At 52.3% G+C, this 25,120-nt stretch carries 18 protein-coding genes; 14 read left to right on the top strand and 4 right to left on the bottom strand.

Features of this window, described 5'->3' with window-relative positions:
* Window positions 1-1,558 precede the first annotated feature (1,558 nt).
* A complete protein-coding gene (locus FH974_RS04015; RefSeq protein WP_047887396.1) occupies window positions 1,559-2,464 on the bottom strand; it encodes a LysR substrate-binding domain-containing protein in 906 nt (301 codons plus the stop codon).
* Between the two features lie 207 nt (window positions 2,465-2,671).
* On the opposite strand from FH974_RS04015, the gene focA reads away from it, so the two are divergent.
* Together focA and FH974_RS04005 are read left to right on the top strand one after the other, a co-directional pair.
* Window positions 2,672-4,156, top strand: coding sequence for a formate transporter FocA (gene focA / locus FH974_RS04010; RefSeq protein WP_047887397.1), 1,485 nt, complete (start codon window positions 2,672-2,674; stop codon window positions 4,154-4,156).
* A 266-nt stretch (window positions 4,157-4,422) separates the two neighbouring features.
* Window positions 4,423-6,177: a formate--tetrahydrofolate ligase gene (locus FH974_RS04005; RefSeq protein WP_047887399.1), complete on the top strand. Its 1,755-nt coding sequence runs from the start codon at window positions 4,423-4,425 to the stop codon at window positions 6,175-6,177.
* A gap of 184 nt (window positions 6,178-6,361) precedes the next feature.
* On the opposite strand, the gene FH974_RS04000 is transcribed toward FH974_RS04005, so the two are convergent.
* Complete coding sequence (locus FH974_RS04000; protein WP_047887400.1) at window positions 6,362-7,006, bottom strand: energy-coupling factor ABC transporter permease; 645 nt, start codon at window positions 7,004-7,006, stop codon at window positions 6,362-6,364.
* Window positions 7,007-7,281: 275 nt separating this feature from the next.
* On the opposite strand from FH974_RS04000, the gene FH974_RS03995 reads away from it, so the two are divergent.
* The 4 genes from FH974_RS03995 (at window position 7,282) to FH974_RS03980 (ending at window position 13,036) form a co-directional block, all read left to right on the top strand.
* Complete coding sequence (locus FH974_RS03995; RefSeq protein ID WP_047887401.1) at window positions 7,282-7,782, top strand: YfbU family protein; 501 nt, start codon at window positions 7,282-7,284, stop codon at window positions 7,780-7,782.
* Between the two features lie 368 nt (window positions 7,783-8,150).
* Entirely contained in the window at window positions 8,151-9,428 is a 1,278-nt protein-coding gene (locus FH974_RS03990; protein WP_047887402.1) for an ABC transporter substrate-binding protein, read from the top strand.
* A complete protein-coding gene (locus tag FH974_RS03985) occupies window positions 9,415-11,778 on the top strand; it encodes an ATP-binding protein (protein WP_047887403.1) in 2,364 nt (787 codons plus the stop codon). Before FH974_RS03990 ends, FH974_RS03985 begins: the two co-directional genes overlap by 14 nt.
* Window positions 11,765-13,036 (top strand): sigma-54-dependent transcriptional regulator, encoded by a 1,272-nt coding sequence (locus tag FH974_RS03980; protein ID WP_047887404.1) that lies wholly within the window; start codon window positions 11,765-11,767, stop codon window positions 13,034-13,036. Before FH974_RS03985 ends, FH974_RS03980 begins: the two co-directional genes overlap by 14 nt.
* A 166-nt stretch (window positions 13,037-13,202) precedes the next feature.
* On the opposite strand, the gene FH974_RS03975 is transcribed toward FH974_RS03980, so the two are convergent.
* Window positions 13,203-14,192: a porin gene (locus FH974_RS03975; protein WP_242551849.1), complete on the bottom strand. Its 990-nt coding sequence runs from the start codon at window positions 14,190-14,192 to the stop codon at window positions 13,203-13,205.
* 377 nt (window positions 14,193-14,569) lie between these two features.
* Between FH974_RS03975 and rlmA the strand changes: the two genes are divergently transcribed.
* The 6 genes from rlmA (at window position 14,570) to FH974_RS03945 (ending at window position 20,640) form a co-directional block, all read left to right on the top strand.
* Window positions 14,570-15,442: a 23S rRNA (guanine(745)-N(1))-methyltransferase gene (gene rlmA, locus FH974_RS03970; RefSeq protein WP_047887406.1), complete on the top strand. Its 873-nt coding sequence runs from the start codon at window positions 14,570-14,572 to the stop codon at window positions 15,440-15,442.
* 187 nt (window positions 15,443-15,629) lie between these two features.
* Window positions 15,630-16,592, top strand: a complete 963-nt coding sequence (locus FH974_RS03965; RefSeq protein ID WP_047887407.1) for a ChaN family lipoprotein — start codon at window positions 15,630-15,632, stop codon at window positions 16,590-16,592.
* Window positions 16,593-17,266: 674 nt separating this feature from the next.
* Window positions 17,267-18,241 carry an ABC transporter substrate-binding protein gene (locus FH974_RS03960; RefSeq protein ID WP_047887408.1) on the top strand — a complete coding sequence of 325 codons (975 nt, stop codon included), beginning with the start codon at window positions 17,267-17,269 and terminating at the stop codon, window positions 18,239-18,241.
* Window positions 18,242-18,472: 231 nt separating this feature from the next.
* A complete protein-coding gene (locus FH974_RS03955; protein WP_047887409.1) occupies window positions 18,473-19,405 on the top strand; it encodes an ABC transporter permease in 933 nt (310 codons plus the stop codon).
* Between the two features lie 18 nt (window positions 19,406-19,423).
* Window positions 19,424-20,218 carry an ABC transporter ATP-binding protein gene (locus FH974_RS03950; protein ID WP_047887410.1) on the top strand — a complete coding sequence of 265 codons (795 nt, stop codon included), beginning with the start codon at window positions 19,424-19,426 and terminating at the stop codon, window positions 20,216-20,218.
* 107 nt (window positions 20,219-20,325) lie between these two features.
* Window positions 20,326-20,640: a DUF6172 family protein gene (locus FH974_RS03945; protein ID WP_047887411.1), complete on the top strand. Its 315-nt coding sequence runs from the start codon at window positions 20,326-20,328 to the stop codon at window positions 20,638-20,640.
* A 135-nt stretch (window positions 20,641-20,775) separates the two neighbouring features.
* Here FH974_RS03945 and yfbV read toward each other — a convergent pair whose 3' ends face one another.
* Window positions 20,776-21,228 (bottom strand): terminus macrodomain insulation protein YfbV, encoded by a 453-nt coding sequence (gene yfbV, locus FH974_RS03940; RefSeq protein WP_047887412.1) that lies wholly within the window; start codon window positions 21,226-21,228, stop codon window positions 20,776-20,778.
* 333 nt (window positions 21,229-21,561) lie between these two features.
* Between yfbV and FH974_RS03935 the strand changes: the two genes are divergently transcribed.
* Together FH974_RS03935 and pta are read left to right on the top strand one after the other, a co-directional pair.
* Entirely contained in the window at window positions 21,562-22,758 is a 1,197-nt protein-coding gene (locus tag FH974_RS03935; protein ID WP_047887413.1) for an acetate kinase, read from the top strand.
* 173 nt (window positions 22,759-22,931) lie between these two features.
* Window positions 22,932-25,085, top strand: a complete 2,154-nt coding sequence (gene pta, locus FH974_RS03930; protein WP_047887414.1) for a phosphate acetyltransferase — start codon at window positions 22,932-22,934, stop codon at window positions 25,083-25,085.
* The last annotated feature ends 35 nt before the right edge of the window (window positions 25,086-25,120 follow it).

The raw sequence follows: 25,120 nt of genomic DNA, 5'->3' as shown, positions 1-25,120 counted from the left end.
CCAGTCAAACACCACGTTGCTGAATAAGTCATCTCAAACAACAGAGGGAGAGCTAATGCTCTCCCTCTTTTTTCTCTCCTGTCCCGTCCTGAACACAGGTTCACATGGCCAGACAGAAGATTAAAGCCACTGTAAAAACAAGCAATTAACGTTCACAAAGAGAGGGCGTCTTTTTAGTCGTGTCGATGAGTCGCAAGTGACTAGATAAATGGCTTTATTTGGGAGGTAAAATAAAGATGGATGAACGTTTAAAGTCAGCCGTAGAAGAGTAAACTTGGCTCTAATGAATGGCTGTAATTACTCAGAGCAAGGGATTAAGACTCTCTGGTGGAAAGAACATGCGGATTATTTGTGTTAGCAGCTACCAATGTCACACAGCAAGATGCGATAGACACCAGGCATAGCGAAAATCGCCCATTATTAAACTACTTCCATATCAACAATCATAAATTTTAATCAATATTTAATATGGGTCAATAAAAGCACCAGCCCCCAGAATCTGTTAGCAACTTATTGAATGTATTTATTTTTTATTTACCAGCCCACTTATTTAGACAGTAAAATAAACTATTCATAACGCCAATCAAATATACCCTCCCATTTATTGACCGGAATCTCAATAGCTGAATTTTTTGGGAGCAACCTCTCATACTTACAGGTACATTTCAGTGATGTCTGTAGGAGAGGTGAAGCATGGAATGCGCTAATCATAATTGGGTACGTATTAAACGTAATTTTTTTCAACGCTTTTCTTATAAAGCACTCTATCGCTGCACTGTATGTGGTAAGCACCAAAAGCTGTGAATGACTATTCAAAGGAAAAGCAGAGGAAAATTAAGCAGAGGTCACGTGAAATTTTAGCCAAAGTTAAAAAGAAGCATTTAGCTGATGTTATTCATATTCCTAAATGCCTTGATGATAAAACAAAAAGCTGAAAGGTCACCCTTGGTTAGATTGGCTTGATGATAACAGCTAATCTAACCACCTATCATTACCCACCTCAAACGCCCTCGCCTTCAAACTAGCGATTGTTGAGAAAATCGAACATGGGAAGCTGGCTCAGACTCAATATCGGTCTGGTATTCAAAGAAACTCAGCTGTTAAATGTTGTCTTCTCAAAGATGGAAACTTAATTGGTCCTCAAGGGCAACTTCTGTGGAAAGAGCAAAAATACCAAAGGACAAACGACCATTAACACCTAAGCAATGCTTCAAAGAGTGGCAAAGCCACTTAGAGTGCGCCGCAAAATTGCCCCCTTACAACCACTAAACCGCACACTAATCACTCAAATGCATATCTAATATATCTAACAAATGAATCAGCTAAATTGATAAAGAAAACTTCCTTCATTTTGTCATCAGAAGAGTGTTTTTAAACAGAATCAGCAGTACATGATGGAAACATTACGAAAAAACATGTTTTTTCAATGCAATATCCATAATGAAATTGCCATTAATAGCGACACAACCCTTTATATGCTCGTAATTGAGTATAAGTTTTCCTGAAAATTAACATCAGTTTTAATGATATAAGCTGAGCCAATATGGCCATTTCAGGCCTACATCTCCATTTTACGGTCCTTCATCATCCGGATCGCTTCCCGCCGAATGCATTCCCGCAGTGGGTTTTCAATCGAATCCGCTCGCCAGATAAAAGATAACGTCCGGCGCATATTCAGTTCCGGTACCTTCAGTGCCACCAGCTCACCGCGCTCAATGTGCTTCACCACATCCAAATATGGGAGGCAGCTAAGGTAAGGGCCATTCATCACCAGCGTCCGTAACACCGGTATTTGCTCATACTCCCGCCACACATCCAGATCATCAATCACCCCGTGAATCGCACTTTCAAAGCTCTTTCGGGTACCTGCACCTTGCTCGCGCAATACCCATTTAGCCTGCTCCAGCTGTGCCAGGCTGACCGTTTCCAGTTTGGCGTAGGGGTGATATTTGGAAGCGATAATGACCAGGTGGTCATGGCACCAGACTTCCTGCTCGACCCGGCTGTCATCACAACGCCCTTCAATAATACCCAGCTCACACTCGTAATTACGGACCCGATCAATAACTTTCTGGGCATTGCTGACGCTAAGCTGGATACGCAATTCGGGAAAGTCTTTATCTATCATACTGATAAGATCAGGTAGCAGGTGCTCGGCCGCGGTCTGGCTGGCCGCCACATGGATCTCGCCACTGACAATGTGCTGGTCATAAAACCCCAGCTCGATTTGCTGGGCATCAAACAGCAGTTGTTTGGCTCGTGGGCGCAGCCAGGCGCCCCAGTAAGTCAGCGCCATCTGTTTCCCCTGCCGTTCAAACAATGGCCGTCCAAGCAATTTTTCCAGCTGTGACAACGCCATACTGGCAGCGGACTGAGTCAGAGCCAGGTTTTCCGCGGCTTTGCTGACGCTGCGGGTATTGGCCACCTCTTCAAATACGGCCAGCTGTTTCAGTGAGTAGCGCATTCCATCCTCTTCGCAAATCTGCCTGTATACACCCTCTAGAATATCAACATTAGTGATAAGGGTTAAAGAAATTATCAATTTTACTCAAGTATTACGCGCGACCTATCCTGCCTGCAGTCTACATTCACAACCAGGAGGAAATGTGACGTTATCAACTCTGCATCACGCAGTCACTGTGCGTCCACGACGCCACGGAGGAGGTGCAATATGGCAATAGCATCCTCATCCAACAACACCAACTTCAATCCGAAAGAGATGATGAAGCAAGCGGAGGCTTATGCCGTCGGCAAAGCATCCAAGCCGACGCACACCACCGTTGCTCTGGCGGTAACCGCTGGTGTCTTCATCGGATTGGCTTTCGTGTTTTACATCACGGTCACGACCGGAAACCAGGCAATTAACTGGGGCATCAACCGTCTGTTCGGCGGACTGGCATTCAGCCTCGGCCTGATTCTGGTGGTTATCTGCGGCGGCGAGCTGTTTACCAGTACCGTGCTTTCTTCTATCGCCCGCGCCAACCGTCACATCAGCACCCACAAAATGCTGAGTACCTGGGGGAAGGTGTACTTCGGCAACTTCATCGGTGCCATGTTGTTACTGCTGCTGGTCACCATGGGTAGCCTGTATCAGCTCGACGGCGGCCAATGGGGACTCAATGCCCTGAATATCGCTCAGCACAAGTTGCACCATCAGCCAGCGGAGGCATTCGCACTGGGGGTACTATGTAACCTGCTGGTATGCCTGGCAGTCTGGATGACATTCTGCTCCAACAACATGATGACCAAAATGGCCATGCTGGTTCTGCCGGTAGCCATGTTCGTCAGCACCGGGTTTGAGCACAGCGTCGCCAATATGTTCATGGTTCCGCTTGGGATCACCATTCAGCAGCTGGCACCGGCTTCGTTCTGGACCAACCTGGGCGTTGCTCCCGAGCACTACGCCGATCTCACTGTTTACAACTTTATCTTTGCCAATCTTATCCCGGTCACCTTGGGGAATATCGTCGGCGGAGGAGTACTGGTCGGGCTCAGCTACTGGGCGATTTACCACTCTCCGCAACCGGCGCTGGCTTCCGCCACTCTGATTCGTCCGGATTTTTCAGCCCACAACAACTTACAAATGGACTCTGATATGCTCAACGATAACTTACTGGTCAAAGACCACATGCACCCTGCCCCTCTCACTCTGGCACCAGGAATGCCGGTGGCTACCGCGCTGGATTTACTGCTGCGTGAAGACCTGTCCGGTGCACCGGTATTAACCAGCGACGAACGTCTGGTGGGGTTCTTCTCCCTGCATGATGCGCTGGTTGACCTGTGGTGCAATGACTACATGCCGGATCAGGAAAGCAAAGTGCAGGATCTGATGCGCCATGAAATCCAGACCGTCAGCCCGGACAACTCCATTCTGGAAATCGCGGAATACATGAGTATCGACAAAAATATCCTGTACCCGGTTTCCAGCAGCGGTATTGCGACCCAACTGACCAGCCTGTCACTCAATGAGCGGGCACGGACCATGAATGTCAGCCGTCCGCATATCTACCCGGTTGTAGAGGACGACCAGCTGGTTGGCCTGATCACCCGTAAGGAAATTGTCCAGGCGCTGCGTCCGGTATACGGTCAGCTTCGTGCAGTGACGGATCACAGTGACGCTTCCGAAGAAGTCTCCGCACAAGTCGAAACTGCCTGAGTATCAATCTCTTACTCACAGGCCAGCTCTCAGCTGGCCTGTTTTTTGTTTGTCGCCTTTGCTGCCATTTCCCTTCCAACCTCCCCCGTCGCCCTGGTTTTGGCAAGGTACTGAAATTTGCCGCACATCAAAATCACCGCACTTACACCGTAAAAAAGATACATAGGCATGATATTATTGTGGTATAACCCGCACGCAAACGATTGCCTTTCTATAAATGATAGAATCGACAACATTCCCAACTTCCAGCGAGGTGATGGCTGACCATGAAAAATGATATTGAGATCTGCCGCGAAACCCCACTTTCCCCTATCGATGATGTGGCCCGACGTGCCGGACTGCATCCGGAAGACTTAACTCCACAAGGCACCCTGAAAGCCAAGGTGAAGCCCTCCGTACTCAACCGACTGGCAAATCAGCCGGAAGGGAAATTGGTTCTGGTCACCGCAATCACCCCCACGCCGCTGGGAGAAGGCAAAACTGTCACCACCATCGGACTGGCGCAAGGACTGGCCAAACGGCACAAAAAAGTGATGGCCTGTATTCGTCAGCCATCCATGGGGCCGGTGTTTGGAGTCAAAGGCGGAGCCGCCGGGGGCGGTTACAGCCAAGTTGCCCCGATGGAAAAACTCAATCTGCACCTGACCGGTGATATTCACGCAGTTACCGCCGCGCACAATCTGGCCGCGGCGGCGCTGGATGCCCGCCTGTACCATGAAAGCCGTCATGGCTATGACGGGTTTACCGAGAAAACCAGCCTGCGCGCCCTGCGCATCGACGTCCAGCGCATAGTCTGGAAGCGGGTCATGGATCATAACGATCGCGCCCTGCGCATGGTCACTGTGGGCAAGAATGAACCGGGAAAAACCATTAACGGCATTGAGCGCGAAGACGGCTTTGATATTTCAGCCGCTTCTGAGCTGATGGCCATTCTGGCTCTGTCCCGCGATCTGGCGGACATGCGCCAGCGTATTGGCCGGATCGTGTTGGCATATGACATTGACGGTCAGCCCATCACCGCGGATGATCTGCAGGTGGCCGGTGCCATGGCGGTGACATTATGCGAAGCCATTGAGCCGACCCTGATGCAGACTCTTGAAGGTGTCCCGACGCTGATCCATGCCGGGCCATTTGCCAACATTGCCCACGGCAACTCCTCCATTCTGGCCGACCGCATTGCTCTCAAGCTGACCGAGTTTACCGTTACTGAAGGGGGCTTCGGCTCTGATATGGGGTTTGAGAAAGCCTGCAATATCAAAGCACAGCAAGCCGGTCGTGGTCCCGATTGTGCGGTCGTGGTTGCCACATTGCGCGGCCTGAAAGCTAACTCTGGCCTGTACGATCTGCGCCCGGGGCAAGCACTGCCGGACGCCATTTTCGCACCGGATGAAAATGCGTTAACCGCCGGTTTTGCCAACCTGCAATGGCACATCAATAACGCCGCCAAGTACGGCGTGCCGGTAGTTGTGGCAATTAACCGCTTCCCGCAGGATACCGACTCCGAACTGGAGCAGCTCAAAGCCATGGTCGCAAACACTTCGTTTTCAACCCATGTCGAGGTTGCAGTGAGCGAAGCCTTTGGCAAAGGCGGTGACGGTGCCGCTGAACTGGCGGATGCCGTGATTCGGGCATGTGCGCATCCAGCGCAATTTCGCCCGTTGTACCACCTCGGCCAGCCGCTGGAAGAGAAGCTCATGGCTGTGGCAGAAGTCGGTTACGGTGCCAGCGGCATTGAGCTGTCGCCACTGGCGCAAAACCAGCTCGCCGCCTTTAAGGCTCAGGGGCACGATAACCTGGCGGTGTGCATGGCAAAAACGCCGCTGTCGATCAGTCACGATCCAAGCCTGAAAGGTGCGCCCAGTCATTTTGTCCTCCCGGTGCGAGAGCTGAAACTGTGCGCCGGAGCTGGCTTCGTGTATGCCTTGTGCGGGAATGTCATGACCATGCCGGGGCTGCCGGAAAAGCCTGCCTACATGGCACTGGATATTGATGAAAACGGCCATATCATCGGCCTGAGCTGAACCGTCTCACTCGCCTGCAGTGCGACTGCCATAGATAGTGATAGAGGCAGAGGTAAAAACGCGGTATTCCTAGCCGCATTCCCTTAACCTCTATCCAGGATCAAGTCTCACACCCGCAAACACTGGTGTGAGACTTGTAGAGTACTTTCCATTGACCGTAGCTGCGCTGGCGACGCACGCTCAGTCAGCGGCGATCCAGGTAATCACTGTCATGGAAAGTTCGCACCCATTCCGGCCGGTAAACCACCAGCAGTGTAATTGCCATCCCGTTAATCAGGGCTTCAGGGAACAACAGCAACGGCATCAGAACCAGATAATTCTCCACTATGTATGACCAGCTGAAGATACTGCTGAGGGCAATCCAGCCACTGGTCAGCACCATATGGGCAATCATAGTCAGAGCCGCATTGATGAACGCGCCGACAAAGATATAGACAAACAGATGATGGGCCAGATACCGGTAAGTCAGGGCAAACAGACCATAACTGACCAGCACCGGCAAAGTCACTCCGGTCAGGCCGTACAACCCGATGTCCGCCAGTGGCAGCAACCCGAACCCGGCCAGTAACAGCAAAGGAGCCACACCTATCAGACAGGCAATTCGCCAACCATGGCACAGGGTCAGGATAGTCAGCGCCAGAAAATGTACTTTCAGGCCGTCCGTCAGCCCGGCTCTCAGACTCCAGAGCAGAAACAACACCACCACACTGGCAAGCACCCAGTGCTGGTAATCTTTTTCCTGTTTAAACTTCGGCCAGAATTCCCGCGGAAAAAAAGCCGCCAGAAACCCCAGCCAGCCCGCCAGTCCTACCCATTGTAACCCCGTCATTGTCACCACATCCTTCTGTGTTTTCCTGATTCCAGACTGGCACCGGCCTGGCGTGCCGCAAGACAAAAAAAACCATCCGACGCCAGCCATATGCCATGATTTTATTGAAGGAAATGCCACTCAGCCTTCCCTGTTGTTCCTACCCGAGGGGCAGATGTCATCTCGTTAACCGATTTTCGCAATTTTTCACAGTTGTAGCGAAACCAGATCAATTTTTTTTACTGCCAACCTGCTAATCTCAATGACAGCTCAAAGACACAATAAAGGCTTTCATTATGGAAATGACAAACGCACAACGCCTGATCCTATCTAACCAGTACTTCCTGATGTCGCAGTTAGATCCGACACATGCCGCCAAGTACCGCCGCCTGCAAACCATTGTTGAACGTGGCTATGGCCTGCAGATGCGGGAGCTGGACAAAGACTTCGGTGAACTGTCAGAGCAGGATTGCCGCCAGGTCATCGACTTCATGGAGATGTACCACGCGATGCAGGAATCCTACAAAATGCTGGCAGGTGAAAATCAGGGCCAGGTCGACGAACGTCGTCTGCAGTTCCTGGGTTTCGATGCCGCCACCGAAGCACAACTGGTGCACTATGTCCGCTTCCTAACCGAAGAAGAAGGCCTGTATCCACAGTTTGATAAAGCCCTGCACATGTTCAACAGTCAGGTACCCATGCTGGCAAAATACCAGCGTATGCTGCAAACCTGGCGTAACTGCCCGCGTCAGTACCACCTGTCAGTAACAGAAATCCAGCAGATTCAGAACGCCTGAGCCACCTCGCTCACGTTTGCTCTCTCCGCAGCCGGGCTTGTCCCGGCTGTCTGCCATTTGCCCGCTATTGATCCCTGTGCCTCACGCGACCTCCACGCTCCAAGCCTTAAACTGTGATCACAAACAATAATTTTTTCTCTTTTGAGTTGTTTTTGACCCAGGGTGAGACATAACCAACAAAAAAACCGCTAAACCTTTAATAATTCGAAACAATCAAATTCAATTCCGCTATTCTTAACGCCCGTTAACGAGTATATATACCCCAATCCCTGCAATAAGCGTTGACAACCAGCCACGCGCTGCGCCGATACACGATGAAAACAGGGATATTCGTCTGTCTGCCACCTCCCGGAGCGGCTGCCCGTTTTATGATGAGATTACTGCTGTTTGTCTTTGTCTTTCTCTCGGCATCGAGTTGGGCACAACCGACCAACCAGCTGATCATTCTCACGACCTTTACCCGTGAGTCACTGCAGCCGGTTCTCGACGCTTTTCAGCAGTATTACCCCGATGTCAGTTTCAGTGTCCTGCACCGCCGGGAAACCTCCGGCCTGCACCTATTAAATCAGGACAATCACGACATCGACGTTGTCCTGTCTTCATCGCTGTCTCTGTTCTCCACGCTGGAAGAGCAACAGCGCTTGCTGCCGCTGGAAACCCTGAACTTTGATTCGACCTCCCAGCAACAACGGTTTATGCAGCACACCATCAACAATGTGGTGATTTTCGGTTATTCCGGGCTCGGGTTGATGTGGAATCAGGATTATCTCGATAAACACCACCTGACCCGCCCGGAACGCTGGGAAGATCTCACCGCTCCGGAGTATTTCCGTCATCTGGTGATGAGCAGCCCGGCCCGCTCCGGCACCACGCATGTTATGGTCGAAAACCTGCTCCAGCGCTACGGCTGGAAGCGCGGCTGGCAGATCATACTGCAGATAGGCGGTAACCTGGCCGCCGTTTCGGCCCGCAGTTACGGGGTCAGTGACAGCATTACCCGCGGGCTGGCCGGGATCGGCCTGACCATCGACAGTCACGCCTTCTCCCGCCAGAAGCATTTTCCGTATATTGGCTTTACCTACCAACCGCACAGCCCGCTGCTGCCCGGCTATGTTGCGGCAGTCCGCAATACCAATCAGGCGCTGCACAGCGTGGCGCTGATCAGGTTTCTGCTGTCAGAAGAAGTCCAGAAAAAACTGGCTCAGGACACCCTGAACAAATACGCCCTGAACCAGACTCTGAGCCAGCCGCTGGATATTACCCCTATTAACCTGACGCAAATGCAGCAGCGAACCATTTTGATCAAGCTGCTGTTTGAGCAAATCGTCAATCAGCAACTGTTGCGTCTTAATCAAGCCTGGCAGCTGATTCATGAAGTCCGCTCGCTGCCGCTACTGACCATGGCGGAAACCCGCCAGCTCAATCTGGCCGTCAAACTAGCTTCAACCCCGCCGATCACCGAAAGTCAGGCCGAAGACCCGATTTTGCTGGAGGCCCTCAGCCTGAACCGTCAGGACATCAGCACCCTCCACCATATCAACCAGTGGCGCCAGCTGATGACCAGCCAGCTGGATCAGGCGATAGCCATCTGCGAACAGTTAATCGCCTCGAAAGAACACAGGCAGGTGCACGATGAAAAAGCGTAACACCATAGGAAACCGCCTGATTGTATCCATCTGGTTTATGGCATTTCTGACAATCGCCGTCAGCCTGATTGCAATTGTTAACTGGGAGAGCTTTGACGACCAGATTCAGGCCATGGTGGAGAAAAACCTGCCGACCCTGCGTGCCAGTTATCAGCTGGAGCGCAATACCGCGGGTCTGCAGGCGGCCCTGAACCAGCTTGGCAATAACACCGACACCGTCCTGCATGCCGATTTAAAGCAGAACATCATTGATAAACTCGGCCGGATCAACGGGGCGATCACGCAGACCGCCGGGTTGGATATGCATTCAGATATCCGCCATGCTTATCAGGCGCTGCAACAAGATATCCAGTTTTATGCGGATCTGCTGTACGAGCGCAACACCCACCAGTTGGTGCTGGCGCAAACCGAAAACAACATCAAGTGGCTGCATCAGGATCTGATTGATGAGCTGACCCCGATCCGTCAGGAAGTGGAGTGGCAGCTTACCCGGATGCTGCCGAACGCGATCAGCAGCAGCGCGCTGAACGATGTGATGACGGAGTTCTCCCTGATCCAGGCCATTACCGTCAAAGAGAATGAGCTTCACCAGTTGGTGCAGGAGATCATCCGCCAGCGTCAGGATCGCGACATCAACAATGCGTTCTACTTCATCGGTTATAAAACCGAGGAAGTCAGCAAGATGAGCCAGCAGCTCAGCCACTACGCGTCGACAGCCTCATACCGGCAGCTCCTGCAGGAGATGATTTCGCTGGTGCAACCGGGCGGAATTCTGGAGGCCCAGCTAATCCGGGATACAGACCTGTCACGCCAGATCACCCGCTACCAAGCCAAAATTCAGCATCAGCTGAGCGATCTGGAAGCCCTGATCCTGACCATGGTGGAAACCGAAGATGCCCTGCTGAACCAGCTGAATGAGAAAACCCGGCAATCCATCACCATCAGTAATTTCATCCTGTTCGGAATGATGTTCATCACGCTGTTTTTGTCGGTGATGGTATCGGTTTATCTGGTCGGCCAAGGCATCGTGAAACGCCTCAACCTGTTGTCGCAGGATCTCTATGCCGTTGCCAGCAACCAGCACAATGCCCAGATTCAGGTCAGCGGCAATGACGAAATCGGCCTGCTGGGCGATAATCTGCGCCAGTTCTGCCGTCAGATGCAGGAAATGCAGCAAAGCAATGCCCTGAACCTCATCAACAACACTCAGGCCAGTATCATTACCTGCGACCTGAGCGGCACCATTGAGTCCGTCAACTCCAGCGCGCTCAGCCTGTTTGACGAAGTGAGCGAGCCCCAGAATAAATTCCTGTGGGAGTTGTTCAGCCCGACCATGCAGTTCCGGCTGCAGTCGCTGTTCGCCGACAACAGCCCGCTGCTGAATAACCGTGGCTGCAACCTGACCATCAAACACCCGCATGACGAAGGCAGCGCCCTGTACCTGCGGCTTGATTTCCGCCTGTTTGAACAGGGACCAACGGACAAGGTCATTATCACCATGACCGACATTACCGAGCAGGAAAATGCCGCCCGCTGGCTGGAAAAAATGGTGCGGGAAAAAACCCGCTCACTGACCAGCCGTAACCGCCAGCTGAAAGCCGAGGTGGAAGACCGGAAACGGGTCGAAGCCGATCTGCGGTCCACCCAGAATGAACTGATCCAGGCAGCGAAAATGGCGGTGGTCGGCCAGACCATGACCTCCCTCGCCCATGAGTTGAATCAACCGTTGTCGGCTATTTCCACCCATCTGTTTACCGCCAAGCTGGCGCTGGAAAAAGAGCGGTTGGACAAACTACCGCAAAGCCTCGACAAGATAGATAACCTGACCTCCCGCATGGGACAGATGATCTCGAGCCTGAAAAGTTTCTCTAAGAAACAGCCGGCCGACAGCCCGCTCAAACCGGTCAATGTTCAGGACTCGATCGCGCAGGCCATGATGATTGTGGACAGCCGGACCCGTCAGCAGCAAACCACAATTATCAACCGGATCAGCACTCCACTGGCCGGACTGGCCGATCAAGTTCAGTTCGAGCAGGTGCTGGTCAACTTGCTGGTCAACAGCTGCGATGCCGTGGCCGGTTGTGAACAACGCCAGATTGACATTTTGCCGCTTGGCATTGAAAACGGCCGGTGTCGGCTGGCCGTTACCGACAGCGGACAGGGATTCTCCGCTGAAATTATAGAAAAGCTCTTTATTCCATTTACTACTACAAAAGAGGTGGGACTGGGCCTTGGCCTGAGTATCTGCCGATCCATCATGCACCGCCTGGACGGGGATATTTTTCTCGCGTCTAACCTGTCCGGCGGGGCCATGGTCGTGTTGGAGTTAAAACATTATGACAATGAATAACGAAACCGAAATCTTAATCATTGATGATGATCAGGATGTACTTGAGTCGTACCAGCAACTGCTGGAAATGTCCGGCTACACCGTGAAAGCCATTACCGACCCGACACAAGTCACGCCTTTGCTGAATAAGGACTGGCCGGGTGTCGTGGTGACCGATATGTACATGCCCGGTATGAGTGGGATGGAGCTGATGGAGAAAGTCAAAGCACTGGATCCTGAGCTGCCGGTGATCATGATCACCGGTCATGGGGATATTCCAATGGCTGTCGATGCCCTCAAACGCGGAGCCATCGACTTTCTGCAAAAACCGCTGCAACCAGCCGAGCTGCTCGCCTTGCTCGATAAACACCTGCCACTGCGCAAGTCCAAAATTGAGCAACGCCGGGCGATGGCCCAGACCACCAGCGCTGAACTGCTGGGTGACAGCCCGCTGATGATCAAGCTGCGGGAGAAAGTGGCACAGATCGCCCTCACCAGCCGGGACGTTCTGGTCGAAGGCGAAAACGGCACCGGTCGCCATACCGTGACCCGCCTGCTGCACCGCCACAGTATGGTGTGTGACGGCCCGTATGTTACGGTGCAGGGCTCGGCGATAACCTGTACCGCAGATCTGCAGCGTGCAATGATTTCCGCCCGCGGCGGCAGCCTCAGCCTGAGTGAACCGCAGGCTATGCCGCAGGAAACACAGCAATGGCTGTGCCGCTTCCTGCTGGAGCAGGAGCGTCTGAACAAAAAAGAAGTCCGGGTACTGGCCGTCACCGGACCGAATCCGGAAAGCCTGGTCGAGCATGACAACCTGCTGCCGGAGCTGTTTTACTTCCTAAGCCAGGTACGCTTCCAGATGCCGCCAATGCGTCAGCGGGTGTGTGATATTGCGCCGCTGTTTAAGCATTTCCTCAAGCTCAGCTGCCAGAAACTGCACAAACCGATGCCAACGCTCGACAAGGCGTATATCAATACCCTGAACCGGCATGAGTGGAACGGCAACGTGCTGGAGCTGAAAAACGTGGCAGAGCTATACGCTATCGGTATCGTGAAACTGGCGGGGCAGGATCGCACCAAACCGATCGAGCACATGAGCAGCCCACTGGACGATCTGGTCGACAATTACGAAAAACAGGTGATTGAAGATGCGCTGTACCTGTTTGCAGGACGGATCAACGATGTGTCCAACTATCTGCAGATTCCACGCAAAAAGCTGTACTTACGAATGAAAAAACACAATCTGGATAAAGCCGAGTACAAGGCCAGAGGCTGATCCCAACCAGTTTGTGTTGCCACGTCATCACCCACCCGTGGCTGTTCTGACCCAAAAGCCTAGGAAAGCTTTCCTAGGCTTTTTGCTACTTCAGCCGCCCACAGACTTAGCGGATGAATAGGCGTAACAGTGTTGGGTAAGTAACAGTATTGGGTAAAAGGTACGCTTAAAATGCGTAACGCAGCCCGAGCATGAGTTCGTCTTCGTCGTTATCCCCGACGCCACCCTCTCCTTCATCCAGCAGGTTGAACTTGTAGCTGCCAAACAGAGTGACACCGCCGATATAGCGCGCATATTCAACGCCAATGAAATTGATATCCAGAGCGTCAATATCATCGGCCGAGAAATAGCTGTATGTCATGTTGACGTTGTTGTCACCAAAGAAGTAGCCCAGGTAAAAGTCAGCCGCATTGTAATCAGAGTCTTGAATACCTAACGATGAAATACTTCCCCCTTGGTACAAGCCCGCTAGCCAAAGACCGAGATCATTGGTGTATTTCGCACCAGCGAAAATAGCATCTGAGCGGTCGGTGTCGGAGCCATTCCCGTATGTTTCATCACTGGAAGCATAGCCGACACCCAGCTCAAGCCCGACCGGCAGACTGTAGGCAAGTACCGCGCCATAGCCGTCGCTTTTTGCACTGTCGCTATCGGAATTGAAGTTGCCATCTATCTGGAAGGTCAAGCCATAATCCGTCATGAGCTCATAGCGCAGGACATTTTTCGCCCGGTCCGCTGTCGCGACGGTATATTCATTGATGTAGCCACCAAATGTTTCCGCCACGTCAGTCCAATCGGTCAAATACGTGACCGCATTCGTCTGGTGACCGTAGTATAAGTTCCCCCGGCTGGTCTCAACCCCTGCGTATAAATGACGGGTATTAATTTTAACGTCATCGCTTGAGCCATCTTCCGCTTCTTTTAACTCAAATTCATACTTGCCGAAAAAGGACAAATTGCTTGATACCGCCTGCCGACCATCGACACTGAGTCGAACTCGGGATTCATCCTGATAACTACTGCTGTTGTCGGATGTTTTGTTGGCATCAGAAAAGTTAGCCCTGACCTCCACTCGACCGCCGACATTAAAGGTGGTTTCATCGTCCTGATATACCGTTGCGGCTGAAACGACCGTGGTTGAAAAAGAGCATGCCACTGCTATAGCGATTTTTTTTTCATCTGTAGATATCCTATCTTTGTTAGTCAGATACAACCTGTTGTCAATAAAATCCTCGCTGACATAAAACAGACTTGTCTTAATTAACTTAGGTGGCACACAAAAACTTTACAAAATAATATTTTTTTCACTTGTGGAATTTTCGGCCATTGACGCTCAACCGCCTTCCTGAGCCCTGTTTCCGAACATTACGTACGCCCTAATTTAGTGCAATAAAGCATTGGCGTTGCCTACCTCGATGGTGGCGCCCAGAAAGCCTGTTGCACCAGCAAGACGGTCGGGCGCACTCGGTTTACTTGCAGCTTGCCGGAGCAGACGTTTACAATGCCCGCAAATTCAACTGACCGTGTGATCCCATGCCGTACCAATGCCCTCTCTGCCACCAGCCACTCAGCCAGCAAGACAAAACCTGGAAATGTGCCAACAACCACCAGTTTGATGAGGCCAAAGAAGGGTATGTCAACCTCATGCCGGTTCATCACAAAAGCTCGAAAAATCCGGGTGATAACAAAGAAATGATGCAGGCACGCCGCGCATTTCTGGAAGCCGGTCATTATGATCCGCTGCGGGCTAAGGTGGTGGAAAAACTGGCGACCCTGCTACCGGAAGAGGCGGAGCAACTGCTGGATATTGGTTGTGGTGAGGGTTACTACACGTCCGGCTTTGCTGACGGTCTGACACAAAACCATACGCATTCTCCGTCACTGACAGTTCATGGCCTCGACATCTCGAAGGTAGCCGTGCGTTATGCAGCAAAACGCTACAAGCAATGCCACTTTTGCGTGGCTTCCAGCCACCGCCTGCCATTTGCCGATCAGTCGCTGGATGGGGTGATCCGCATTTATGCACCCTGCAAGCCGGAAGAGCTGAAACGAACCATCCGCCCGGCCGGTATTCTGGTCACGGTCACACCGGCCGCACGTCATTTGTACCAGCTCAAAGAGCTGATTTATAACGACGTCCGTCTGCATGATATGACACCGGAAACCCTTGACGGCTTCTCCCTGATTGACGATACCCAGCTCCATTACACCCTGACATTGAGCGGAGCAGAAGCAACGGCACTGATGCAAATGACACCGTTTGCCTGGAAAACCAGCGAAGCAGTCTGGCAACAACTGGCTGACAGTGAGACGTTTGACTGTGAAGCCGATTTTGCGATTCGGGTGTACCGCCGAAACGAAGATAACGCGCCAGAATGCCTGTCGAAGTCTCAGCCAGAAACCTAACCGTCAGTTGCTTCCCTTTGTCGCTGAACAGCCGCAATTTGCAACCACAATAAACGCCATCAATTGATAGTGGTTATCAATAACATTTGATAACCACTATCAACTCATCTAATATCTCACGCCAGATTTTCGGATTTCTCATACACTTAACCCTGTTAAGTGTTGCTAACCAGTGTGATTATTTCTCATGAAAAAATGGCTTTCACTTGGTCTGGCCGGACTGCTGGCCGGTTGTGCCGCTCAATCTGAGCCGGACACCGCCTTTACCCCAGCCCCGACCATGTACGACTTCACCATCCAGTCCCCGGATGGCTCCCCGATGACATTGTCAGCGCTGACATCGGCGTTGCGCGACGCCGATATTGTTCTGGTGGGGGAATGGCACGGCCACCCAGCATCGCATCTGATGCAAGCGCAATTAATGGCGGCCCTGTATAGCCAGAAGCCGAAACTGGCCCTGTCGATGGAGCAGTTCACCCGCGACAAACAAGCCGTGGTTGATCAATACCTGGCAGGCAAAATCGGCGAGAAAACCCTGATGAACGAGGGCAATGCCTGGCCCAACTACGAAAGTGATTATCGTCCGTTAGTGGAATTCGCCAAAACCCATCAGCTGGATGTGATCGCGGCGAATGCTCCGAAAAGCATCGTGCGCTGCATCGGCCAGCAAGGCCCCGCCTATCTCTCCCTGCTACCGGCAGAGGAACGCCAGTGGGTCGCACAGTCTCTGACCCTGAACGATGATGCCTACCGCCAAACCTTCAATGCCTCAATGCACCACGGCGATGAGGCCAAGACCAGCCGCCAGTTTGCCGCGCAAACCGCGTGGGATGACACAATGGCAGAAAGCATGGTGAACTACCTCACCCGCCATCCCGGCACCCAAATCATCCATACCGCTGGACGTTTCCATGTGGCCGAAGGGCTGGGCACCGCATCACGCATTCTGGCACGTAACCCGAATCTGAAGGTCATGATGGTCACGCCAGTCACTACGGAATCGCCACTGGCAGAAGGCGCGCCAGACTACACGTTCACGGTCATGCCTCTGCCGCCGGGTTACGTGGATGAGGTCAAAATGATGGCAGCGATGAAGACAATCCACAGCCGCAACCAGTCATTACAGTGCTATTCGCCTAATTCGCAATGAGGGGTTAACGCGTTATCTGTGGTCAATACGTTTCCTCAGTTCAATACGTTCTCATAAATTAATAATGGGTGAGTGCCTGTACTGAAAACGGTGTTCCTGAGCCATACCGGTTTGGCCCTTCAACCTGACGCCTCATCCTGACGTAACATACTGATTCCCCCTTCTGGTCTGAACGATTTCATTCGGCCAGAAGAGGGAGAATCCCACCAGAGAATGCGCCGGTAGCCTGGGTAGCCTGCCTTTTGCAGCCAATTATGCTGTATCTGTAATTAATGGTATGACGAAATATCCACCCGGTTAGCGCGGTGTATTGCCCTGTCATCCTCTAGCAGAAACACTGCTTTGGCGCACAATTCCTGTGCCACCAATAAAAATACCAAATAAGAATGCAAGGCTATTTTTAATACAATAAACCTTACACTAATATGGATACCCTCAGTATCACCATGTAATCCCCTGCCCAATCCACCACCTGCCAGCACGAACCACTATCACCATGTTGCAACATTGTTAAAATTCTTATGTTCTTTTATAGCCCGTTGCGCTAAAACTTTATGCCAAGAGGGATTCGCACCGGATGCGAATCGACCCCAGACAGCTGCGCAGTCAACCTCCGATTGCTGATTTAGCGCTGTCAGACCTCAGTACTATTACTACAGGGAGCGTGTTCAGATATGGTATTCAAGAGCAAACAACTACTTACTGCTGCCGCAGTGGCAGCGTCACTGGCACTGTCTTCACCGGCAGTCCTCGCTGATGTGGCCAAAGTCGCTGTCTCTCAGATTGTAGAGCACCCGGCATTGGATGCGGCCCGTAACGGTCTGCTTGATGGCCTGAAGCAAAAAGGCTACGTCGAAGGGGAAAACCTGGAGTTTACGTATCAGACTGCTCAAGGTAATCCGGCCATTGCCGTTCAGATCGCCAAACAGTTTGTTGGTGAAAATCCGGATGTTCTGGTCGGTATTGCAACACCAACGGCTCAGGCGCTGGCGGCGTCGACCCGCTCTATTCCTATCGTCTTTACTGCCGTAACCGACCCGGTCGGCGCGAAGCTGGTCAGCAACCCGGATAAACCCAACCGCAACGTGACTGGCCTGTCTGACCTGTCTCCGGTCGCCCAGCATATTGAGCTGATGCAGGAGCTGCTGCCTGGCATGAAGAGCGTGGGCGTGATCTTCAACCCGGGTGAAGCCAATGCCGTAGCACTGGTCGAACTGCTTCGTAACGCGGCAAAAGAACGTGGGCTGATGGTCGTAGAAGGCACGGCACTAAAGAGCGCCGATGTTCAGGCTGCCGCACAGATTGTTGCCGCCAAAGCTGACGTGATTTACGCGCCAACCGACAACACCGTCGCCAGTGCTATTGATGGTCTGGTCAATGCGGGTAACCAAAACAATACCCCGGTTATTGGGGCATCGACCACCTACATTGAGAGCGGTGCGCTGGCAGCACTGGGCTTTGACTACTACCAGGTAGGCATCCAGACCGCCGACTACGTTGACGCTATCCTTAAAGGTAAAAAAGTGTCTGAGTTACCGGTCAAAGTGGCGCGTGGCTCCGACTTAGCGCTAAACCAAAAAGCGGCAGACAAACTGGGCATCACCTTCCCGGCGTCAGTCCTGGAACGTGCGACGTCAGTTGCGAAATAAACCATTTTGCGTGACCGACGCAGTCCGGCACTGAGTGACCTTTCACCATGACATGACACAGCCGTGATATCACACGGCTGGTGTCCTGACCCATTCACCGTCAGGACAAGAGGCTAGGACACGTGGCAGCGCTCCCGGGCGCTGTCTGTCTCCCCTGCTATCTGACAGTGTTAGGTTTGCCGGCTTCGTTACACGCCATTCCCTGCAAGACAAAAGACAAGGAGAATTGGGATGTCTTTCTTTGCCTTTCTCGGCACCCTGGAAATCGGGCTGGTTTACGGCCTGGTGGCGCTCGGGGTCTACCTTACTTTCCGCGTATTGGATTTTCCGGATCTGACCGTGGATGGCAGTTTCCCTATGGGGGCCGCCGTTGCCGCAACTGCAATTGTGGCCGGTGTCAACCCTTGGGTTGCGACCCTGCTGGCTATTATGGCCGGTGGTCTGTGTGGCCTGGTGACGGCATTTCTCGCCGTGCGCTGCGGGATCCTCCATTTGCTGGCGAGTATCCTGACCATGATCGCCGCCTTTTCGATCAACATCCGTATCATGGGTCGCCCTAACATCGCGCTGCTGGGTGAAGATACCATTTTCACTCCGTTTGAAACGCTGGCGTTTGATGCCGGCATGGACGGTAGCGTATTCCGTCTTGTGGTTGTGCTGCTGCTGGTGATACTCAGTGGCTGGTTCATCACCCGCTTGCTAGCCAGTGATTTCGGTCTGGGTCTGCGCGCGACCGGGGTCAACAGCCGCATGGTGCGTGCTCAGGGCGGTAACACCGCACTGTACACCTACTTCGGTCTGGCACTGTCCAATGGCCTGGTGGGTTTCTCCGGTGCCCTGTTTGCCCAGACTAACAGCTTTGCTGACGTCACATCTGGGGTCGGCACCATTGTGGTTGGTCTGGCGGCGGTGATCCTGGGGCAAACCCTGATTCCGGGACGCAAAATCTGGGTCGCGGTTGTCGCCGTGATTCTGGGGTCAATCCTGTACCGTCTGGCGGTTGCCTTTGCCCTGAGTAGCGGCATGTTCGGCCTGCAGGCGTCGGATCTCAACCTGATCACGGCTCTGCTGGTAGCGGTTGCTCTTATCGCACCTCGCATGAAAACCCAGTTGAAACGTGGCGGAAAAAAGAAGTCTTCCGTCGCCGCTAAGAAAATGGCCTGAGTGGGATAAGGATGTACCATGATTGAGCTAAACGATATTCGCGTGACCTTCAATGAAGGCACCATTCTGGAAAATCAGGCCCTGAAAGGCGTCAACCTGACCGTCCCGGAAAAACAATTTGTGACGGTCATTGGCTCCAACGGTGCGGGCAAGTCAACCCTGCTGGGTGCCGTCAGCGGTGAAACCCCGATGGTTGGCGGTCAAGTGCTGATCAACAACATCGACGTAACCCGTCAGTCGGTGCATGAACGCGCCCAGTATGCCGCCCGGGTATTTCAGGACCCGCTGGCCGGGACCTGTGGGGCCCTGACCATCGAAGAAAACATGGCGCTAGCCTACAAGCGGGGCGGAAAGCGCAGCTGGAAGCTGGCTTTGTCCTCCAAGCGCCGTAAGTTGTTCCAGGAACGAATCAGCATTCTTGGGCTGGGTCTGGAAGATCGCCTCGGCGACAGCATCGGGCTGCTGTCCGGTGGCCAACGTCAGGCGGTCAGTCTGGTGATGGCCACACTGGCCGACAGTAAACTGCTGCTGCTCGACGAGCACACCGCTGCGCTGGATCCGCGCATGGCTGCTTTCGTCCTGGCGCTGACCAAAAAGGTGGTGGAAGAATTCGACCTCACCGTCATGATGGTCACCCACTCGATGAAAGATGCCCTGGCCTACGGCGATCGCACGGTGATGCTGCATCAGGGACAAATTGTTCTCGATGTGGAAGGTGAAGAGCGGGCCAATATGGACGTGAAACACCTGCTAGAAATGTTCAGCAAAGTGCGTGGGGAAGAGCTGGCCGACGACAGTTTGCTGCTGAGCTAAGAGCCCCAAAGCACTCGGTACGCACGCGGTATTCGCGACGGCGGCAGAATTAAAGTAAAATACTGACTGAGCCCGGCATGGTCCGGGCCTTTTATTTTAGGAATACGATGAAAAAGACATTTGCTTTAACTCACCCGAAGAAAGCGGTTCCACGTGTTGTAGAAGCCGTAAAGTATGAGATCAAAAAATACCTGAAGCGTGAGCGCAACAAACGCTTGCCGGAAGGCGTTGACTACTGGGATTTTGACTGCCGTTTCGGCCATACCGAGCAGGAAGCAAAGGTTATTCATGTCAAAGAAATCAACAAAAATCTGGACGAAGCCGAAGCTCTGGCTCTAACGTCTTGTTATGTTGAGATCCTGGCAAAACCAGGTGTTCGCAAGAAGAAAGTCGTTTCCGACCTTGACGAAACTGAAGAATAAGGCAGCCAGTACAGCGCCTGATTCATCAAAAGCTCGTCCAAAAAAAGTAGCCAAGCGGCTACTTTTTTTATTGGGCCTGTCTGTTTTATATGGCTCTCTCAGTGCCAACCCTGTCGGCACGTCAAAAACCGGCGCTCAAAACCAGCGTTCAAGGGCCCCTTTGTCGAGCTGCTTAAACGCGCGATCGAGCACCTGAGCCAGTTCGAGATAACGCGGCTGAGATTTAGGCGGCTGCAATGCATACCCCTCGCTGACAATTTTGTCGTAAATTTCGCGATACCAGCCAGCTAAAGAAGGCGGCAACACCGTCCGGCTGCGCTTACCCAGCCACCACAGCCCCTGCAATGGCATACTCAGAGCAAACAAAGCCACCGCAATGGCCTGCGGCAGGGCCTGATAGTTATTGAAGGCCATCTGACTCAACACACTCATTACCGCAACAGCCGGCATTACCCGCATCGCAAAACGGGTTGCCTTGATGTAACGCTGCTCCGGAAACAGGATGGCCAGCTCTTTGCGTATCGGCCAGACCGCCATGTAATCCTGACCATGGCGAAACGCCCGCCAGATAGAATTTTGTTGACTCATAAATCACCAAACTTCAAAAAAAACAGTAAAACTTAAACTGTACGGATAACAAACTTGATTCAAATTAAATTTTTCTAAAAATCTTTTTGTTATATTGCGTAACAATCGCTATCCTAGGCACGCCTACTTTTCATTGTTGCCTGTAATCTCTGTTCTGGCAACTAGAGGCACCCCCATGGATGGCCCCAGGAGCTGATTTACACGCTTCCTACATAATACGGACATAACTCGATTTTGACCCTGATGAGACCGACTATCGAAAAGTCGTCTATCCTATGGGTAATTTTTATACGGTTGAATATCAACTTTCAGACAGATTATAGGTAGTCACTCATGTCTAAGCTGGTTTTAGTACTTAACTGCGGTAGTTCTTCTCTAAAGTTCGCTGTTGTTGACGCGGTATCTGGTGAAGAGCACCTGACAGGTCTTGCAGAATGTCTGCACCTTCCTGAAGCTCGTATCAAGTGGAAACTTGACGGTAAGCACGAAGCACAACTGGGCGAAGGCGCTGCGCACGAAGAAGCGCTGGCATTCATGGTAGATACTATCCTTGCATCTAAGCCTGAACTAGCAGAAAACCTGAAAGCTATCGGTCACCGCGTAGTACACGGTGGCGAGAAGTTCACTCAGTCAGTATTGATCTGTGAAGACGTACTGAAAGGTATCGAAGAGTGTTCTACTCTGGCTCCGCTGCACAACCCAGCGCACATCATCGGTATCAAAGCGGCACAAAAATCTTTCCCAAGCCTGAAGAACGTAGCGGTATTTGACACTGCGTTCCACCAGACTATGCCAGAAGAATCGTACCTGTACGCACTGCCATACAACCTGTACAAAGAGCACGGTATCCGTCGTTACGGCATGCACGGTACATCTCACCTGTTCATCACTCGCGAAACTGCGAAACTGCTGAACAAGCCAGAAGAAGAACTGAACATCATCAACTGCCACCTGGGTAACGGTGCGTCTGTTTGTGCAATCAAGAACGGTAAGTCTGTAGATACATCTATGGGTCTGACTCCGCTTGAAGGTCTGGTAATGGGTACTCGTTGTGGTGACATCGACCCTGCAATCATCTTCCACCTGCACGACACACTGGGCTACTCTGTTGAGAAAATCAACACGATGCTGACTAAAGAGTCTGGCCTGCTGGGTCTGACTGAAGTGACTTCTGACTGCCGTTTTGTTGAAGACAACTACGGTCAGAAAGAAGAAGCAACGCGTGCAATGGACGTGTTCTGCCACCGTCTGGCGAAATACGTTGCTGGTTACACTGCAACTCTGGATGGCCGTCTGGACGCAATCACTTTCACCGGTGGTATCGGTGAAAACTCTGCACCAATCCGTGAGATGGTTCTGAACCGTCTGGCTATTCTGGGTGTAGAAGTAGACAGCGAAGCTAACCTGAAAGCTCGCTTCGGTGGTGAAGGTGTGATCACTACTGCAAACAGCCGTGTTCCTGCAATGGTTGTTTCTACTAACGAAGAACTTGTTATCGCTGAAGATACAGCTCGTCTGGCTGACATCTAATCCGCGACATGAGTCTGAAGACGGCTGGCCTGGGCCGGCCGTTTTCACATAACCAGTCTGCCCCGGCAACGTGCCACAGACTGAGTTATCCGCTTTTTGAGGTGCTGTCCAATACCGGTGATTCATCGTTATTGAACAGCACAGTTGTTTCCTGAATAGTTGAGGAATCTATAGTGTCCCGTACTATCATGCTTGTTCCGGTTGGCGCCGGAGTTGGTCTGACCAGCGTTAGCCTGGGTGTGCTTCGTGCCATGGAACGCAAAGGTGTTCGCGTTTCTTTCTTCAAGCCTATCGCGCAGCCTCGTCACGGCGGTGAGCAGCCAGATCTGACAACCACTATCATCACTGCAAACAGCGACATGAAAGTGGCTGAGCCGTTCTCAATGGCTAGCGCTGAAGAGCTGATCCGTAACGATCAGAGCGACGTGCTGCTGGAAGACATCGTTGCTCGTTTCAAAGAAGCGACTGCCGGTGCTGAAGTTACCCTGATCGAAGGTCTGGTTCCAACTCGCAAGCATCCGTTCGCGAACCAAATCAACTTCGAAATGGCAAAGACACTGGACGCGGAAATCGTGTTCGTTGTTGCACCAGGTACTGACAATCCTTCTCAGCTGAAAGAGCGTATCGAAGTTGCATGCTCTAACTTCGGCGGCATCAAGAACAAGCAAATCGCTGGTGTTATCGTTAACAAACTGAACGCACCGGTTGACGCTGAAGGCCGTACTCGTCCTGATCTGTCTGAAATTTTTGATGATGCAGAAGCAACTGTACCTTCTCACGTAGAAGTGATGCAGGTGTTCAACTCCAGCCCAATCCGCGTACTGGGTTGTGCGCCTTGGAGTGCTGAGCTGATCGCTACGCGTGCCACTGACATCGCGAAGCACCTGAACGCTGAAATCGTTAACCCGGGTGAAATCAAAACTCGCCGCATCAAGAGCATCACGTTCTGTGCACGCTCTATCCCGAACATGGTTGAGCACTTCCGCCCAGGCTCTCTGCTGGTAACTTCAGCAGACCGTCCTGACGTTATCGTGGCAGCGTGTCTGGCAGCGATGAACGGCGTGGAAATCGGTGCCCTGCTGCTGACTGGCGGCTATGAACTGCCTAAAGCTGTGATGGATCTGTGTAAGCGTGCATTTGACACTGGCCTGCCAGTGATGACAGCACAAGGTAACACTTGGCAGACATCTCTGAACCTGCAGAGCTTCAGCCTGGAAGTACCAGCAGACGACAAAGAGCGCGTTGAACTGATTAACGAATACATGGCTAGCCACATCGACGGCCAGTGGATTGAATCTCTGTCTGAAGGTTCAACTCGCGAGCGTCGCCTGAGCCCACCAGCATTCCGTTACCAGCTGACTGAATTTGCCCGTGCAGCGGCTAAGCGCGTTGTACTGCCTGAAGGTGACGAGCCACGTACCGTTAAAGCAGCAGCTATCTGTGCTGAACGCGGTATCGCGGAATGTGTGCTGCTGGGTAACCCGGCTGAAATCAAGCGTGTTGCAGAACAACAAGGCGTTGTTCTGGGTGCTGGCGTTGAAATCATCGACCCTGAAGTGGTACGTGAGCAATACGTAGCACGTCTGGTTGAGCTGCGTAAGAACAAAGGTATGACTGAAGTAGTTGCGCGTGAGCAACTGCAAGACACAGTGGTACTGGGTACTATGATGCTTGAGCGTGACGAAGTTGACGGTCTGGTATCTGGTGCGGTTCACACGACGGCAAACACTATCCGTCCACCGCTACAGCTGATCAAAACGGCACCGGGTGCATCTCTGGTGTCTTCTGTGTTCTTCATGCTACTGCCTGACCAGGTTCTGGTTTACGGTGACTGTGCGATCAACCCGGATCCAACGTCTGAGCAACTGGCGGAAATCGCTATCCAGTCTGCTGACTCTGCAAAAGCGTTCGGTATCGAGCCTCGCGTTGCAATGATCTCTTACTCTACAGGTACATCTGGTCAGGGTGCAGACGTTGAGAAAGTACGTGAAGCGACTCGCATCGCTCAGGAAAAACGTCCTGACCTGGTGATCGACGGTCCTCTGCAGTACGACGCAGCTATCATGGAAAACGTTGCCGCTTCTAAAGCTCCGAACTCTCCGGTTGCGGGTAAAGCGACAGTATTCGTATTCCCTGACCTGAATACAGGTAACACCACTTACAAAGCGGTACAGCGTTCTGCTGACCTGGTTTCTATCGGTCCAATGCTGCAAGGCATGCGTAAGCCTGTAAACGACCTGTCTCGTGGCGCACTGGTTGACGACATCGTCTACACCGTTGCACTGACAGCGATTCAGGCGAAACAAGCTGAAGATGCTAAAGCCTAATCACAGTACCTATCGGCCTACTGCCGGTTAGTCTG

The sequence above is a fragment of the Photobacterium ganghwense genome, assembly GCF_017329545.1.
GTDB lineage: Bacteria > Pseudomonadota > Gammaproteobacteria > Enterobacterales > Vibrionaceae > Photobacterium > Photobacterium ganghwense.
This window is presented reverse-complemented; position numbering and strand designations above follow the sequence as displayed.